Consider the following 13,752-nt stretch of genomic DNA (forward strand, 5'->3'; position numbering starts at 1 on the left):
GCAGAAAAACAGGTGGATTTTCCCAATGTTAACGAGGTTTATACGTACCAATATCAAATATACATTATTTTTAAAAAAAATACAAAAAACCATTAAATCAGCCCATAACTGATTTAATGGTTTAATTGTTTATGTGGTGTTGTTTTGACTCGCGCTTTCTTTTGTTTACCATAATGAATCAATAAAGTGATCCCAATTGCGGCAATCAAAATAGCGACAAACCAACTAGCTGGGATCTCAATATTAATTTGCGGAATGGCTAGGAATAATTTTACCGCAATGATGGCAATTAAATAATAAGCCATCGATTCCAATTCAGGAATATACCGCATCACTTTCAGAATCAACTGAGCAACCCCACGCATGACTAAAATACCGATCAAACCGCCGATCAACACGATAATCGGTTTACTTGAAACTGCCAATGCTGCTAGAATTGAATCAACTGAAAAAATGGCGTCCATAAAAACGATCTGTATAACTGCTTGCCATAATTTGCTACTACCACCCGTTTTTTGCTGCTGATTGTGCCGCTGGTAAAAAAAGTGTACTGACAAATATAACAGATAAATTGCCCCGACAACTTTGATCCACCAAACTTTGATCAGAAAAGTGCCCAGCCCGATCATCAAGAAGCGCATAACATATGAACCCCATAGCCCATAAATCAACGCTTTTTCCTTTTGCCGCAGCGTCGGTAACTTTTGCGTTTGTGCCGCTAAAACAACTGCATTATCCACCGACAATAAACACTCGATCATGATCAATGAAAAAATAATCGCCCAATCAGCCCCTGAGGTCACGACATTTTCCCAAGCGTGCAGGCTAAAAAACGGCCCGTACAGCTCGACTAACCAGTGTAACATGTAGACCCTCCCTTTGCTTCTGTTCTATAGTGTAGCATAGTTTTTCAGAAAACAAAGGTGCCAGTATGAAAACTTAACTAAAAGGCCATTTAGTGTCCATGCCTAAAGTTTAGCAAACACTGGATAAACCGCCATATCAAGCAAATGCTTATCAAAAGCATTGCGCGCCTCTTCAGCAGTATTTAGCTGACCAGTGAAAATTGGTCGTTCAGTATCCAAGGCAAAAATACGGAACAAATATTCATGGTAGCCAGTATTCTGCACTGGGGCCACACCGCGGAAACGATGCATCGTTTTTTGTTGCTGCGGTGCATCTGCTGCGATCCGCTTTATGTCCGGTACTAATGGCATAACGGTCCAGTAGCTATAACCAGCATTTAATGGATGTTCGTCAGTAAAGAACAAAGCCATTGATTTGGTACCTGCCGGGATACCATCCCATTCCAACGTTGGTAATTGTGCCTGCCCACCAATGTCCTTCGCCATAAACTGTTTGGGCAACACACTAAAAGGTGCAAACTCACGCGCAGCGATCTGGAAAGTTTCGTTCTCCAAACCTTCAAACACCAACAGACGATTTTCATCAAACCACTCATAAATATGTTGGGTCACCACCGCTACAAAAAAGGTAGTTACGTAGATTTCCTGATTAGTCCCAAACGGCGCCGCGTCCAAATGGTAGGTCACCCCATTCAACCGTAATGTCTGTGTTCCAATGGTAAAATCAAACAAATTACCTTTGTAAGTGCCATTAACATTAAAGCCTTGCATCTGAATCGGCTGTTTAATTTCTTTGAATAACGTTTTTAGTGGTACATAAATTTGTGAATTCGACATGATGCCCGTTGCCGATATTTCTAGATCGTCGATCACGATTTTTACCGGTAAATTCCACTGATAGTAGCTCCGTAGTCGTGCTTCAATTGCTTCAGCCATGTTGGTCATCCTATTCTACTTATTTTGATCCGAATTTCCGGACTAGTTTTATTATAAGCGAAAGCGCTGAAGCTTGACTACCACTGCGCGTGAATTTAAGGATTTTGTGAGAAAATAATATCGTCAAAATTTAGAAACTCAATTAATCCAGACAAGCTCACCTTTAAGCCCCATTTAAGCTCACCCCATTATGCTTGCTAATATCAATTAAAGGGAGCTGATCAATCATGAAAAAACACGTTATCTTAGGTGCTATTATCGGATTAAGTTTGTTGGGCAGCATGCCACACTCACCAGTCCAAGCGGCGGTGGTCACAACTAGCAGCGCGCCAATGATCACAACGACCCAATTAACCACAACGCCGATGATACCAAAAGCTAATCCGTATGCCGGCTTAACGACCACCAATGAGGCCATCGTTTACACCACCCAAAGTAGCGTCACGATCGAAACCAGCGGCCGCACCAAGGTCATTTAAAAGAAGGCCTTGCTGACCACGATCACGAACACTAGTAAAATACACGACGCACTGCCGGCAGCTAAAAAGGCTTTGCCGCCGCGTTGGCCGATCACACGGAAATTAACGCTCATCCCTAGCGCCGCCATCGCCATGCCTAAAAAGAGGTAGGCCAACTTAACTAAAGCGGCCAGTGTTGCCGCGCCTAAAGGCAAAAAGGTACCGCAAATACTAGCTAAAATGAAGCCGCCCATGAACCACGGAATCGGTAATTTATGCGCGCCAGCCGCCGTGTTTAACTGATTTTTGCGTTGGTACCAGATGCCAATGATCAAAGCCGCTGGCGCCAGCAGTAGTACCCGCGATAATTTGGTGATGATCGCTGTATCGAGGCTGACTGGCCCGCCAGCGCTACCGGCAGCGACTGCATGAGCAATCTCGTGTAGCGAACCACCCGTCATAATACCAAACTGTTGTGGCGTCATGTGTAATAGCGGCTTTAGTCCTAACTCGATCAGTGTAAAAACGGTCCCCAAAATAGCGACGATCGCCACTGCCAACACTTCATCCTCACGCTTTTGCTCTGCTTGCGCCGACGTAGCAGGTAATTGAGGTGAGATGCCCATCACCGCCGCAGCACCGCAGATACCCGTACCACTGGCGGCTAAAATTGCTAATCGCTGCGACACTCCTAATTTACGTGCTAATTTATAAGTTAATGTGATCGTGCCGCTGACCACAAAAATCGCCAACAAAATCGTCTTTACCCCCGCTTGCGCCAAATCGATCAAATTCAATTTGAAGCCCAGCAAAATAATTCCTAACCGCAAAAATTTATTGGAAATAAAGCCGATCCCCGCCTGAGCCTGCTGCACTACCGGCTGAAAAACTTGCAATATCATCCCTAAAACCAGGGCTAAAACCAACGCACCAATTACTTGTAAATACGGGAAGCCCGCTAAAAAGCTCCCCAACAGTGAACAAAATAACGTTAACGCCACCGCCAAATAAAATCGACCTGATTTTAATAAAACTAACATGATCAAACGCTCCTTCCATAATTATTTAAGCTTAGCAGTTAATTTCTATAAGAAAAAATTAGTAATTATTGTATGCTAATAAATTTAGCTTATAATCAGAAAGGGAGGTGCGTTATGTTAGATCGAAAAATGTATACTTTTGCACGCTTGGCTCAGACAGGCTCCTACACGGCCACGGCACAGCAGCTTTTTGTGACCCAGCCAGCAGTGACTCAACAGATCAAAGCACTCGAAAATGAACTAGGACTAGTGTTAGTCAGCTATGAGCATGCCCAATTAACGATCACACCAGCCGGCCAGCAGTTAGCCGACTACATCAATAAAATCGACCACGAAAGCCAAAAACTATTAACGCAACTACAAACGCCAGCACAACCAATAATCAAACTCGGCTGCACCCGTTCATTAAGTGCTTTTCTACTGACTAGTGTTTTACAACAATTACAGGACCAAGGGCAACAGATCCGCTGCCAAATTGCCAATACCGATACCATTTTAAAGGCTTTGACCGCCGGCACGATCGATTTTGGCTTAGTGGAAGGTAATTTTGATAAAAATAAATTTGCTTCTATCCGACTACGCCGTGAACCCTTTATCGGCGTGACTTTTGCGAATAATCCATTGCTTAAACAAAAACAGCCACTTAACCTAAATGAGTTATTAACACAAACCCTGCTAGTGCGCGAACCCGGTTCTGGCACACGGGAAATTTTTGCAAACTGGCTTACCATGCAAAACGCGCAGATCACGGATTTCAAACAAGTGATCGAGATCGCCACGCCAACGCCGATCATCCAATTATTGACTGCTGGCTGCGGAATTAGTTTCATGTATCAATCACTGGTCACCACTGAATTAGCCCATGGTCAACTGGTCAAATTATCCGTGCGCGGTTTTGAATTACAGCACGAGATCAACCTAGTTTATCCAAAAGATAGCTATTTTGCAGCACAGTACCAGGCAATTGCAGCGCAAGTGATACAATAACGGCCAAAATTAAAAAACGACCCGTTAGTGACAATACTCAAGCCACTAACGGGTCGCAAAATAAGACTATTTTTATTTGAACTGGAAGCAGCAACTAAAAGGTTGCGTTTAGTCGCTTTAATTAACACCATCCGTCCATGAATACGTGATCGTCGCGTTATAATCACCAGGTTGAATGCTGGTGCCAGCTAACTGAAGTTGGATGTTTTTAAAAGTATACGCCATCGTTGTTTGTTTACTAGGGTCCGTCTGAAAACTACTTAAGTAAGATGCAAATTGAGGCAATGTAGACCGTAGCCAGATAAACATGAGCGAGCTTATCATAACGCGTTGCAATCCTACGAAAGTTCTTCAACTGATTGAAGAAGTTCTCAATCAAATGGCGCTCACAATAAACGTGGTAATCACAGGTCCACTTGTCTTTGGTATTTTCCTTTGGCGGAATGGTATAGACGCCTGCTTTATCTTCAATATACTGGCGAAGTTTCGCGGTGCCATAGGCTTTATCCGCGATAATATTTGATTGAGAAATATCGAAGCCTTCCAGCTACTCACTGGCAACTTGGCTATCATGTACTTGACCACCTGTTAGGCGAAAACCCAAGGGATTCCCTAATCCGTCAACGAGTGCGTGAATCTTGGTCGTTCGGCCACCTCGACTTAGTCCAATAGCTTGATTTTCGACCATACATTCGGCGTTTTTTTTGCCCCAGTGGCCTTTTGATGCGCTCGAACGATCGTTGAATCTAAGCTCAAGTTTTCCATGTCGGGATCGTCAATCAATTCGAGAAAAACCTGTTCGAACAAACCTGAACTTACCCAGGCTCGGAAGCGACTATACACCGTTTTCCAAGAGCCATAGCGTTCAGGTAGATCACGCCAAGGAGCCCCGCTGCGCATGAGCCAGAGGATAGCGTTGAGGGCGGTACGGTTGTCTAGGCTTGATGGACGGCCAGTCCGGTATGGCGGGAAGTATCCTTTGATTCGGTCCCACTGAGCATCTTCCAGTTCATATCGTTTAGGTGTTGTCATCGGAATGCCTCGATTCGTTTTTCCTCAGATTATACCTGAATTTTTAGTTTTCAGACAGTCCCTAGTTTATCGTTGCATTGTGTACTCACTTATTCTCTTGAATTTGCTGGTTCGCTATCGTTTAACCATCAATTAATATAATCCGCCGATTAATATTAATTTCCTCCTTAATAAGGCGGTACTGTCAAACGTACCCGATTTTGTCTAGTTTTAATTATTGTTTCTAATGGTTTTGTATTATCTAAGTGAAATTAAAAAACACCCGGACCAATTCTTCTGTTATCCTTGGTGTGCAACCAACAAGAATTCCAAGAAAGAAGGAGATCCGAGTGCTTACACCATTATTAACTTATTTAGTCCAAATAATCAAGTTCCAACGTGCATTGATCATCTTTTTGTTGGCCCAGCTGATTGATATTTTTGACCATTCGCGCTTGCCCAGCACCGATAAACCAACCTATAAACGCTTTAATCAATTTCAAGTTGACGATAAATTACCAATTTTAGCAGCCGATATTGGTCCAGAATCACTTAATTATGAGCAACTGATCATTGACTACATGACCAAAACCGGCAAAGATCTAAAACCAATTCGGCGCCGACAAGGCACCGTGATCACGTTCCAGAACCAACGTTGCCCACGCTGTAATGCCCCAAGCGACTATCTATACGCTAATAACGGTAAAGGTAATCAGCTTAAGTGTAAGATCTGCGCTTTTAGCTTCCAAAATGGTGATGCGCAGAAGAAGAAAGCGGTGGTACTTCGTTGCCCATACTGCCAACATCGATTGGAAGCTCATCACCACCGTAGTAACTTCGATGTGTTACGTTGTCCTAATGACCAATGTTCATTTCGTTTAAAACAAATCAAGCAGTTATCCGTAGCTGAAGCCAAACAATTCAAGGAACAGCCATCTAGCTTCAAAGTACGCTACACTTTCCGTAACTTTAAATTCGATCTCAAAGGCTTAGCGGCTAGTTCGCCAGTTCAAGCCAAGGTCGATTTGAGTAAGATCCAAGCCAGCCCTGAGGTTTTAGGGCTTGTCCTGACCTATCACATTAACTATGGCCTGTCGGCCCGTCGTACCGCAGCCATCATGTACGACGTTCACGGCGTTAAGATCTCCCACCAAACCATTCACAACTACGAAGAGGCGGTAGCGACCGTTATTCGACCATTCTGGGCTAACTATCCTTACGAACTTTCCAACCAATTAGTTGGTGATGAGACTTACGTCAAGGTCAAAGGTAAGTGGAACTATATCTTTTACTTTTACGACGCGGTTAAAAAGCTAATTCTAGCCGACTATATAACGCCCAACCGCACAACTGAATCAGCGGTCGTTGCCATCAATCAAGTCCTACAGAAGATGTCCGAACGTCCAGCCGACCTACAGTTCGTAGTCGACGCCAATCCCATTTATCAAGTAGCACAACTTTATTTTGCTCAACAAGGGATCAATTTTAAAATCAAGCAAGTAGTAGGGTTGACCAACAAAGATCCAATCAGTAAAGAGTATCGTTTCTTGAAACAAACAATTGAGCGTTTAAACCGTAGTTTTAAGGGCAATTATCGGTCGGCCACTGGTTTTAACTCACCAACCGGTTCAGCCAGTTATACCGCCTTATATTCAGCGGCTTATAACTTTTTACGCCCGCACGAAGCGCTAGATTATAAGGTGCCGGTACACCTACCAGAGCTGGACAATAAACCGCGCATGTACGATAAATGGTTGGCCTTGATTGATCTAGCACAAAGCCAATTACCAACTGCATAAGCAAGCATTAGTTTAGGACTAGAATCAAACTTGTCTAAGCTGACTTTGTGTTGCCTCGAAACGGGCGATTGGCCGGATTAATACTGTGCGCGTACAGAACTAACCAACTAGACCACTCAATCCTTAAGTCGATTTCTACAGTTGCATCTACACCACCTTCTGAACCACGGTTTTCATAGAACTTTTGACGTTACCAATAAGGCCAAAACCTATGTGTGCGGAGCAGAAAAAAAGAGCCAACACCATTAAATTCACTAATGGTGTTAGCCCCGTTAATAATAATTAAATATTTAGTTAATCCGCCAAAAAGCCGTGCTCAACAATATCCATCAGCGCCATCGCCTGCTCAACGATTCCATCAAAATCAGCCACTTTAAGCTGCGGATTCGCCTGGATCATCACTTTGCTTTGCTCGCCGATAAAATTAGAGATCGCCAAGATCATCGCCTGCACATCATCCCGCTTAACGCCAGAACGTAACGGCAGTCGGTCGATAACTGGGGTCACTAATAAAGGTACCGAATTGGCCAAAACGCTGCGCCAGATTTCCTGCATCTGCGGCCGTAGTTTTTCCGGCAACGCATTGGTATCACCGTAGGCCTGCATCGCCAGCGTAAATTCATCCGGGTACTGTAATTGCATTTTAATTTTATAGCGCAGCGCACGTACGATCATGGTTTTCAAATCGGTGGCGTCTTGCCAGACACTCAAGTCCGCCGCTTGATTGATCTTATCAAAAGTCCGGCGAACTGTTTCCAAATAAAGATTAGCTTTTGATTTAAAATAGTGAAAGATCAGCCCTTTGGAAACATCGGCTTGTGTGGCAATGTCGTCAGTTTTTGTGTCCCGGTAACCATGTTGTGCAAATTCATGCATTGCCACGTCAATAATTCTTGCTTTCTTTTCTGGATCGATCGGTTGTCTTGTTTTTGCCATAAACTGCCTTCTCCCTACTACACAATTAATGATAGCTTATTAACGTTTAATTGGCTGCCTTTTTTAGCTGTTTTAGCGCAAAAGTACTGTTATTTATCGCTGCTAATTTACTAACAGGTCACGGCGAGCGTACGTGAGATACCCGGTAAGAATCAAAATCAAGCCCAAAGCGGTCATCCAACCAGCGGTATCCCACGCAACTGCATTGATCGGCACTTGATTGACCCAACCGTATGGCGAAATACGAGTCGCCCATTTAGGAAAGTCTAGTAACGGACCAAGGTACAGCGAGATCAGCCCATAAACCGGAATCGCCCAGGCAATATTTTGCAGCTTAGGCGCTAGCCCAGCCAGTAACGCCGCAATACCAAAAGTAACGATCAGCGCCGGCGCGTAACCCCAGAATGCCCGCATGAAGCGGCTAACAGCCAAGGCTTCATCGCCCATTGACGCCGCGCCAGCCACGTACATCCCTAGAATGCCCAGCAACAAAGCAATCACGGCACTGACCAAGCCAAAGGCCACGATACTGAGATACAAGTGCCCGCGGGAAACTGCCTTGGCGTGCAGCTGCTCAAAATAGCCGTTGCGTTCATCGCGATTAAGCCGGAACAAAATGATCAAACCAGGAACTGTCGCTAATACAACAAAGATGATCACTAATTTATTGGCAAAAGCCAGCACGATAGCGCGATTGGCCTGGGTCACCGCTGTAGTACCGATCAATTTAGCCATGGTTGGATTGGTTTTCATCAAATCGCCGGCAGTGCCAAAAATCGAGCCGTAGGTGGCACCAAGAATAAACAACGCCACTAGCCAAATAATTGTACTAGTGCACTCCAAACGTGCAATCAGGGTCAATGGACCACGCAATAGGCTTGAAGCACGACTGCGGCCAGCCCGTTGTGGCAACAAGCCAGCACCAACATCACGGGTCGCCCCTAGTGTAATTGCCATTCCGCCGACAAGTCCGATCAAGATCAGCATCAAGCCCACCGGCCACCAAATATTCTGACCATAAATATCTAACTTCTCGATCCAGCCATAAATCGTCCACCAAGTTAGATCCGTATTTTGAATATCAGTCACCATGCGCGCAACAAATAAGAGCCCAAGAATTAAATAACTTAAAATCGTGGCGCTACGACTGGAACTGGCTAGTTGTGCGGCTAGTAGCGAAAAAGCCCCAAACATCAGCCCAAATGCAGCTAAACTGAATCCAAACAGCCAGTTTCCTGCGGCATTAATACCTGACATACCAGAAACTTGTAATCCCACCGCTTCAAGCACGCCAGCAATCAAGTTGATCAATACCAATTCAAGAATAGCCGCAGTCAGACTAGCATTCCGACCAGTGGCCCGCGCTCTGACCAATTCAGTGACGCCAGACTCTTCATCGGTACGTGTGGCGTGGATCGCAAAATAGATATTCATTATCGCCACGAATAACCCCATGAAGACCATCATTTCAGCTGCGTAAACGCTTGCCACTGTGTACGGCTTTTCTGCAGTAAAGGGACCTAGCAGCGATACCATTGCCGGTGTGCGTAAAGTTGTAATGATCGAGTTCATGGCCTTGCTTGAGCCGTACAGCGTATCAAATTTACCGGCAGCCCCCGCCATCAAGCCAACAACCCCGATCAACCACAGCATAATTTTTAACCAGTCACGACGTAAATAAACCCGCAGCAAAAAGCCGGTTTTCGCATAATTAGTGTTGGTCATCAGCGACACCCTCCTGCTGGTTGTAATAGCGCATAAACAGATCTTCCAATGTTGGTGGCGTACTTTGCAATGATTTAACGCCTAATGGGGCTAAATCGCTGATCACAGTTGCCAACGCTTCTGAATCGACGGCAAAAGTTGCTTTGTTGCCCGTCTGTTTAAAACCGTGGACCGCCGGATTTTCACCGATCTGTGTATTTTCCTTTTCTGTGGTCACCGTCACCTGTGTACGACTCAGTTGACGCATATCGTCTAAGGTACCAGTTTCAATAATTTGTCCTGCACGAATAATGGCGATGCGATCACACATATGCTCCACTTCACTTAAAATATGGCTGGACAGTAGCACACTTTTACCAGCATCCTTTAATGCTAAAACCTGCTTTTGGAAAACTTCTTCCATTAGCGGATCTAAGCCACTAGTTGGCTCATCAAAGATATACAAATCAGCTGCCGTGGATAACGCCGCAATCAAAGCTACCTTTTGTCGGTTCCCCTTAGAATAGGTATGACATTTTTTAGTAACATCGAGCTCGAAAGCTTTGATCAGCGTATCAGTACGCGCAGAATGTTTTTGATCATTCAGTTTTAAAAAAAGATCAATCACTTCGCCGCCACTTAAATTCGGCCAGAGATAAACATCCCCCGGAACATACGCTAAACGTTTATGAATCGCTACGGCATCGCGCCAAACATCCTGACCAAAAATCGTTGCCGTTCCGCCGCTTTTCTTCAAAATACCCAGCAGCGTGCGAATAGTTGTCGATTTACCCGCACCATTTGGACCAATAAAACCGAAAACTTCACCGGAATTGACGGTCAGTGTAATATCTTTCAAAGCTTGAAACTTACCAAAATGCTTCTGCAAATGCTTTATTTCTACAACTGATTGGGCCATTATAATAGCCTCCTTACACGGATTAATTGATTACGGCCATAGTGTAATCCTAATTGACTTACTAGTCAATGACTAACCAGTCAATTTTGAAAAGTTTTTTATGCTGGCCCAATAAACGCGCAGTATAGCGGCCTTTTGACCAAAAAAATAGCCTGCGCCAGAGCAAATCCGGCAACAGACTAACGTACGTTTGAAAAAGCTTATGGAATATCGCTACATCATAAGCTGTTTCAACCACGACCTAAATCAATTAATTATTCAAAACGGCTCAAGACGACCATTAATTCACTGTCTTCCAAGCCTTCCATATTATGCAATTCGCCACGTTCCATCACAACGGCGCGCCCAGGATAAATTTCTTCGCTGCCCTTTTCAGTAAAAAACTTGATCCGCCCTTTGACTGGGATCACAACACCATGTGCTGGTGCTGGATGCAACTTACCATTACCCGTTACTTCGCCTTTAGCGATCGTACGGTGCCCAACAACTTGAGAAGGGATATTAAAAAGATGCTCGTGAACGCCAGCACCTGTAGTTCCAGTTAAAAATTCCATCAATGAACAACTCCTTAAGTCGCGCGTGTATTTTGCAATACTGCGTGCTGAGATTATAACCAAGCCAGCATTAAGATCCGACCTAGCTTATCTATCATTAAAGGCGTCCACCATAAAATTGTCAATTAGGGTTTCACCGCAGATTCCTGTGCCATCGCAGCTAAACCGAGCTGGTTCAGGTAATTAAATGGTCGATCATAGTAAGGCGAGAACAACATGTCGACAAACGCCAACTGCTCGATCGTATTCTCATTTTGAATACAAACGGATAGTAAATTCGCTGACTGCGCAACATCATATTCACTATAAAGTTGGCCGCCTAGAATTTTATGGGTGGCGCGGTCATAAACTAGGCGCATATCGATCGGCGTGGTCGATGGCATAAACTCTGGTCGATAATTATCGGTCAGACTAGCTACGGCAGCAGTGAAGCCGTGACTTTGTGCCCGCGCCAGTGTCAGGCCAGTTGAAGCCAACGTTTTGCCATAAAGGTGCAACGCCGAAGTCGCCTGCGTGCCAATATCCGGCAAGGTGGGTTGAAAAATATTCATCCCCACCAACAATCCTTGGCGAACGGCATTTGTTGCCAACGGCGTGTAGGCGTCTTCTTGCGTTGGGTTAAAATGGACCGCCACCGCATCGCCGGCTGCATAAATATTCGGATCAGATGTACGCATATAACGGTCAACGTGGATCGAACCGTCCTGATTCAATTTGATTTGGCCCACCAACAGATCAGTTTGCGGGCGAAAACCAACGCAGATCACCGCCAGATCAGCCTGATGCTCAGCCTGATCCGTTTGAATATAGACATGCTGTTCATCACTATCAAATTTCAACGCGGTTTCATTTAGCTTTAACTTGACACCATGTGCCGCCAAATCAGCCGCCACTTTTTCAGAAAAATCGGTATCCACATAATGACTTAACAGCGGATGCAAGCCATTGATCAGCGTTACTTGATGGTCAGTGTTGCTGTAACTTTCCGCTAGTTCAACGCCGATATAGCCGCCACCAATGATCGCAATGTGCTTCTTGACCCGCGCCGTTGCTGCAATTTTGGTGGCATCCGCATAGTCCTTACAGATCAGAATATTCGGCAAACTAACTCCCTGAATTGGCGGCACCACTGGAACCGAGCCAGTTGTGATCACTAATTTATCGTATTGGTCGACAAATTTGCGTCCAGAAAGCAGATCCTCAACTAGGACTTGCTTTTTGGCCACATCGATTTTATAAACATCATGCTGCGTGTGCACTTGCGCGCCCAGGTCTTTCAGATCCTGAGGCGTGGCGTAAAACATATCTTCCAGCGCCTTAACGGTACCGCCTAAATACAGCGAGATCCCGCAGGACAGAAACGAAATGTTATTATTACGTTCATAAATCGTCACCGCTGTCTCCGGATGCGTTTTTAGTATCTGTTGTGCCACGCTGGTGCCAGCATGGGTACAGCCAATAATGATCACTTTCATAAGCAGTCTCCCTTTACCAACTCGACCAAATAAAACCATCAACTGATTTTACCACGGCCCAGTCAGTAAGAATAGCGGTTACTTTTTAGCAGCGCGTGAGTTGAAATACAGTCTAATAAAGGCGTAGCGTCACTGGTGTCTTAATCGCAGCAAATAAACTCGCCCACTGACTCAACGACAACATTGTATTTACCCGTTCTGCCCGCGCGATCTGTGATTGATTAATATTACCAACTTTTGCCGCTACTTCTTTTTGCGTCATTTTAGCTTGTCGCCGGGCAATTTGAAACTTAAGCGCTAATTTGACTTCCGGTGATAAGTCGAGCACTTCGCTAATATCCTTACCAGTATAACTGGCAACGATCAACGCCGCGGTCTCCTGGTATGTGATCGTGTGGTCCAGCTGCGTGAGCATCAAGTGATAAACACGAATCGGAATATGATCATAGATCAGCGCACTTTGCGCATCCCCAGCCACCATAGAACGCTGATCATCACTGGCATAAGTTTCAATAATCTCACCGTAATGTTTTAACGCCGCAGCAACCGCATTGCTGTCAGTCAAATCTAGTTGCTTTCCTGCTGATTCATTTAGATTGATCATGGCAATTTCCTCCACTCAAATAACGTTTGATCAAGGCCATGCTTGCATCAGGATAGAAAATAACATTTTGATGATCAACAATGCCGCCCAATCGCGCATAGAACTTTTCAGCACCGTTAGTCTTGGTCGTTAGTTGGACAAATCCGGCAAACGCGTGATCAAATGAGTCTTGCGCAACTTGAGCGATCAGGTGCGCCCCGATATGGCGCTGACGCATCTGACTAGCGACTTCCACATTATGGATCCGATCAAATTCGTTGCTGAAAATCCGCTCAAATAGAATCACACCAACAAGTCGTGTTTCCAACAATGCAATAAATAGTTGCCCGTTTGGGTACATTTGAAGTAAATTTGCCCAATTAAATTGGAAATTTATTTCTGGCCAATACTTAGCCAAAAATTCTGCTTGGGTAACACGTTGATAAGTCATTTCCATAGCTTTATTATAGCATAATATGCTATT

General features: G+C 44.7%; 14 protein-coding genes and 1 pseudogene. 3 read left to right on the plus strand and 12 right to left on the minus strand.

The genetic code is table 11. The annotated features are described in order from the left end of the window. Positions 1-113: 113 nt before the first annotated feature. Positions 114-866, minus strand: a complete 753-nt coding sequence (locus tag LC20001_RS13715; RefSeq protein ID WP_010010356.1) for a TerC family protein — start codon at positions 864-866, stop codon at positions 114-116. 102 nt (positions 867-968) lie between these two features. Next, entirely contained in the window at positions 969-1,802 is an 834-nt protein-coding gene (locus tag LC20001_RS13720) for a YbhB/YbcL family Raf kinase inhibitor-like protein (protein ID WP_010010358.1), read from the minus strand. Positions 1,803-2,029: 227 nt separating this feature from the next. Between LC20001_RS13720 and LC20001_RS13725 the strand changes: the two genes are divergently transcribed. Next, positions 2,030-2,281 (plus strand): hypothetical protein, encoded by a 252-nt coding sequence (locus tag LC20001_RS13725; protein ID WP_010010359.1) that lies wholly within the window; start codon positions 2,030-2,032, stop codon positions 2,279-2,281. Here the strand turns inward: LC20001_RS13725 and LC20001_RS13730 are convergent. Continuing rightward, positions 2,278-3,300, minus strand: coding sequence for a YeiH family protein (locus LC20001_RS13730; RefSeq protein WP_010010361.1), 1,023 nt, complete (start codon positions 3,298-3,300; stop codon positions 2,278-2,280). The genes LC20001_RS13725 and LC20001_RS13730 overlap by 4 nt on opposite strands. A 114-nt stretch (positions 3,301-3,414) precedes the next feature. Between LC20001_RS13730 and LC20001_RS13735 the strand changes: the two genes are divergently transcribed. After that, complete coding sequence (locus LC20001_RS13735) at positions 3,415-4,287, plus strand: LysR family transcriptional regulator (protein ID WP_056943299.1); 873 nt, start codon at positions 3,415-3,417, stop codon at positions 4,285-4,287. 117 nt (positions 4,288-4,404) lie between these two features. Here the strand turns inward: LC20001_RS13735 and LC20001_RS14465 are convergent, their stop codons facing one another. Beyond that, a complete protein-coding gene (locus LC20001_RS14465; RefSeq protein ID WP_204773051.1) occupies positions 4,405-4,611 on the minus strand; it encodes a hypothetical protein in 207 nt (68 codons plus the stop codon). Then, positions 4,544-5,319 (minus strand): annotated as a pseudogene (locus LC20001_RS13740) (IS5-like element ISLpl3 family transposase). Before LC20001_RS13740 ends, LC20001_RS14465 begins: the two are co-directional and overlap by 68 nt. Positions 5,320-5,648: 329 nt before the next feature. Here LC20001_RS13740 and LC20001_RS13745 point away from each other — a divergent pair. Beyond that, a complete protein-coding gene (locus LC20001_RS13745; protein ID WP_056943358.1) occupies positions 5,649-7,097 on the plus strand; it encodes a DDE-type integrase/transposase/recombinase in 1,449 nt (482 codons plus the stop codon). Between the two features lie 294 nt (positions 7,098-7,391). On the opposite strand, the gene LC20001_RS13750 is transcribed toward LC20001_RS13745, so the two are convergent. From LC20001_RS13750 to LC20001_RS13780, 7 genes are all read right to left on the minus strand, one after another. Then, complete coding sequence (locus LC20001_RS13750) at positions 7,392-8,033, minus strand: TetR/AcrR family transcriptional regulator (protein WP_010010363.1); 642 nt, start codon at positions 8,031-8,033, stop codon at positions 7,392-7,394. A gap of 102 nt (positions 8,034-8,135) precedes the next feature. Beyond that, positions 8,136-9,758 carry an ABC transporter permease gene (locus LC20001_RS13755; protein WP_010010364.1) on the minus strand — a complete coding sequence of 541 codons (1,623 nt, stop codon included), beginning with the start codon at positions 9,756-9,758 and terminating at the stop codon, positions 8,136-8,138. Further along, positions 9,745-10,656 carry an ABC transporter ATP-binding protein gene (locus LC20001_RS13760; RefSeq protein WP_010010365.1) on the minus strand — a complete coding sequence of 304 codons (912 nt, stop codon included), beginning with the start codon at positions 10,654-10,656 and terminating at the stop codon, positions 9,745-9,747. Before LC20001_RS13760 ends, LC20001_RS13755 begins: the two co-directional genes overlap by 14 nt. Before the next feature lie 254 nt (positions 10,657-10,910). Continuing rightward, a complete protein-coding gene (locus LC20001_RS13765; protein ID WP_010010366.1) occupies positions 10,911-11,210 on the minus strand; it encodes a hypothetical protein in 300 nt (99 codons plus the stop codon). A gap of 125 nt (positions 11,211-11,335) precedes the next feature. Next, positions 11,336-12,685 (minus strand): FAD-dependent oxidoreductase, encoded by a 1,350-nt coding sequence (locus tag LC20001_RS13770; RefSeq protein ID WP_010010368.1) that lies wholly within the window; start codon positions 12,683-12,685, stop codon positions 11,336-11,338. Positions 12,686-12,797: 112 nt separating this feature from the next. Beyond that, positions 12,798-13,289: a helix-turn-helix domain-containing protein gene (locus tag LC20001_RS13775; RefSeq protein ID WP_010010369.1), complete on the minus strand. Its 492-nt coding sequence runs from the start codon at positions 13,287-13,289 to the stop codon at positions 12,798-12,800. Continuing rightward, positions 13,273-13,719, minus strand: a complete 447-nt coding sequence (locus tag LC20001_RS13780) for a GNAT family N-acetyltransferase (protein ID WP_010010370.1) — start codon at positions 13,717-13,719, stop codon at positions 13,273-13,275. The genes LC20001_RS13775 and LC20001_RS13780 overlap by 17 nt, the downstream gene beginning before the upstream one ends. Between the last annotated feature and the right edge of the window lie 33 nt (positions 13,720-13,752).

The organism is Loigolactobacillus coryniformis subsp. coryniformis KCTC 3167 = DSM 20001, assembly GCF_002706425.1.
GTDB classification, from domain to species: domain Bacteria; phylum Bacillota; class Bacilli; order Lactobacillales; family Lactobacillaceae; genus Loigolactobacillus; species Loigolactobacillus coryniformis.

Excerpts from the sequence above, each read along its gene's own strand:
- LC20001_RS13730 (WP_010010361.1), bottom strand. The coding sequence starts at position 3,300 with ATGTTAGTTTTATTAAAATCAGGTCGATTTTATTTGGCGGTGGCGTTA.
- LC20001_RS14465 (WP_204773051.1), bottom strand. The coding sequence starts at position 4,611 with ATGATAAGCTCGCTCATGTTTATCTGGCTACGGTCTACATTGCCTCAA.
- LC20001_RS13755 (WP_010010364.1), bottom strand. The coding sequence starts at position 9,758 with ATGACCAACACTAATTATGCGAAAACCGGCTTTTTGCTGCGGGTTTAT.
- LC20001_RS13720 (WP_010010358.1), bottom strand. The coding sequence starts at position 1,802 with ATGGCTGAAGCAATTGAAGCACGACTACGGAGCTACTATCAGTGGAAT.
- LC20001_RS13715 (WP_010010356.1), bottom strand. The coding sequence starts at position 866 with ATGTTACACTGGTTAGTCGAGCTGTACGGGCCGTTTTTTAGCCTGCAC.
- LC20001_RS13780 (WP_010010370.1), bottom strand. The coding sequence starts at position 13,719 with ATGACTTATCAACGTGTTACCCAAGCAGAATTTTTGGCTAAGTATTGG.
- LC20001_RS13770 (WP_010010368.1), bottom strand. The coding sequence starts at position 12,685 with ATGAAAGTGATCATTATTGGCTGTACCCATGCTGGCACCAGCGTGGCA.
- LC20001_RS13725 (WP_010010359.1), top strand. The coding sequence starts at position 2,030 with ATGAAAAAACACGTTATCTTAGGTGCTATTATCGGATTAAGTTTGTTG.
- LC20001_RS13750 (WP_010010363.1), bottom strand. The coding sequence starts at position 8,033 with ATGGCAAAAACAAGACAACCGATCGATCCAGAAAAGAAAGCAAGAATT.
- LC20001_RS13735 (WP_056943299.1), top strand. The coding sequence starts at position 3,415 with ATGTTAGATCGAAAAATGTATACTTTTGCACGCTTGGCTCAGACAGGC.
- LC20001_RS13775 (WP_010010369.1), bottom strand. The coding sequence starts at position 13,289 with ATGATCAATCTAAATGAATCAGCAGGAAAGCAACTAGATTTGACTGAC.
- LC20001_RS13765 (WP_010010366.1), bottom strand. The coding sequence starts at position 11,210 with ATGGAATTTTTAACTGGAACTACAGGTGCTGGCGTTCACGAGCATCTT.
- LC20001_RS13760 (WP_010010365.1), bottom strand. The coding sequence starts at position 10,656 with ATGGCCCAATCAGTTGTAGAAATAAAGCATTTGCAGAAGCATTTTGGT.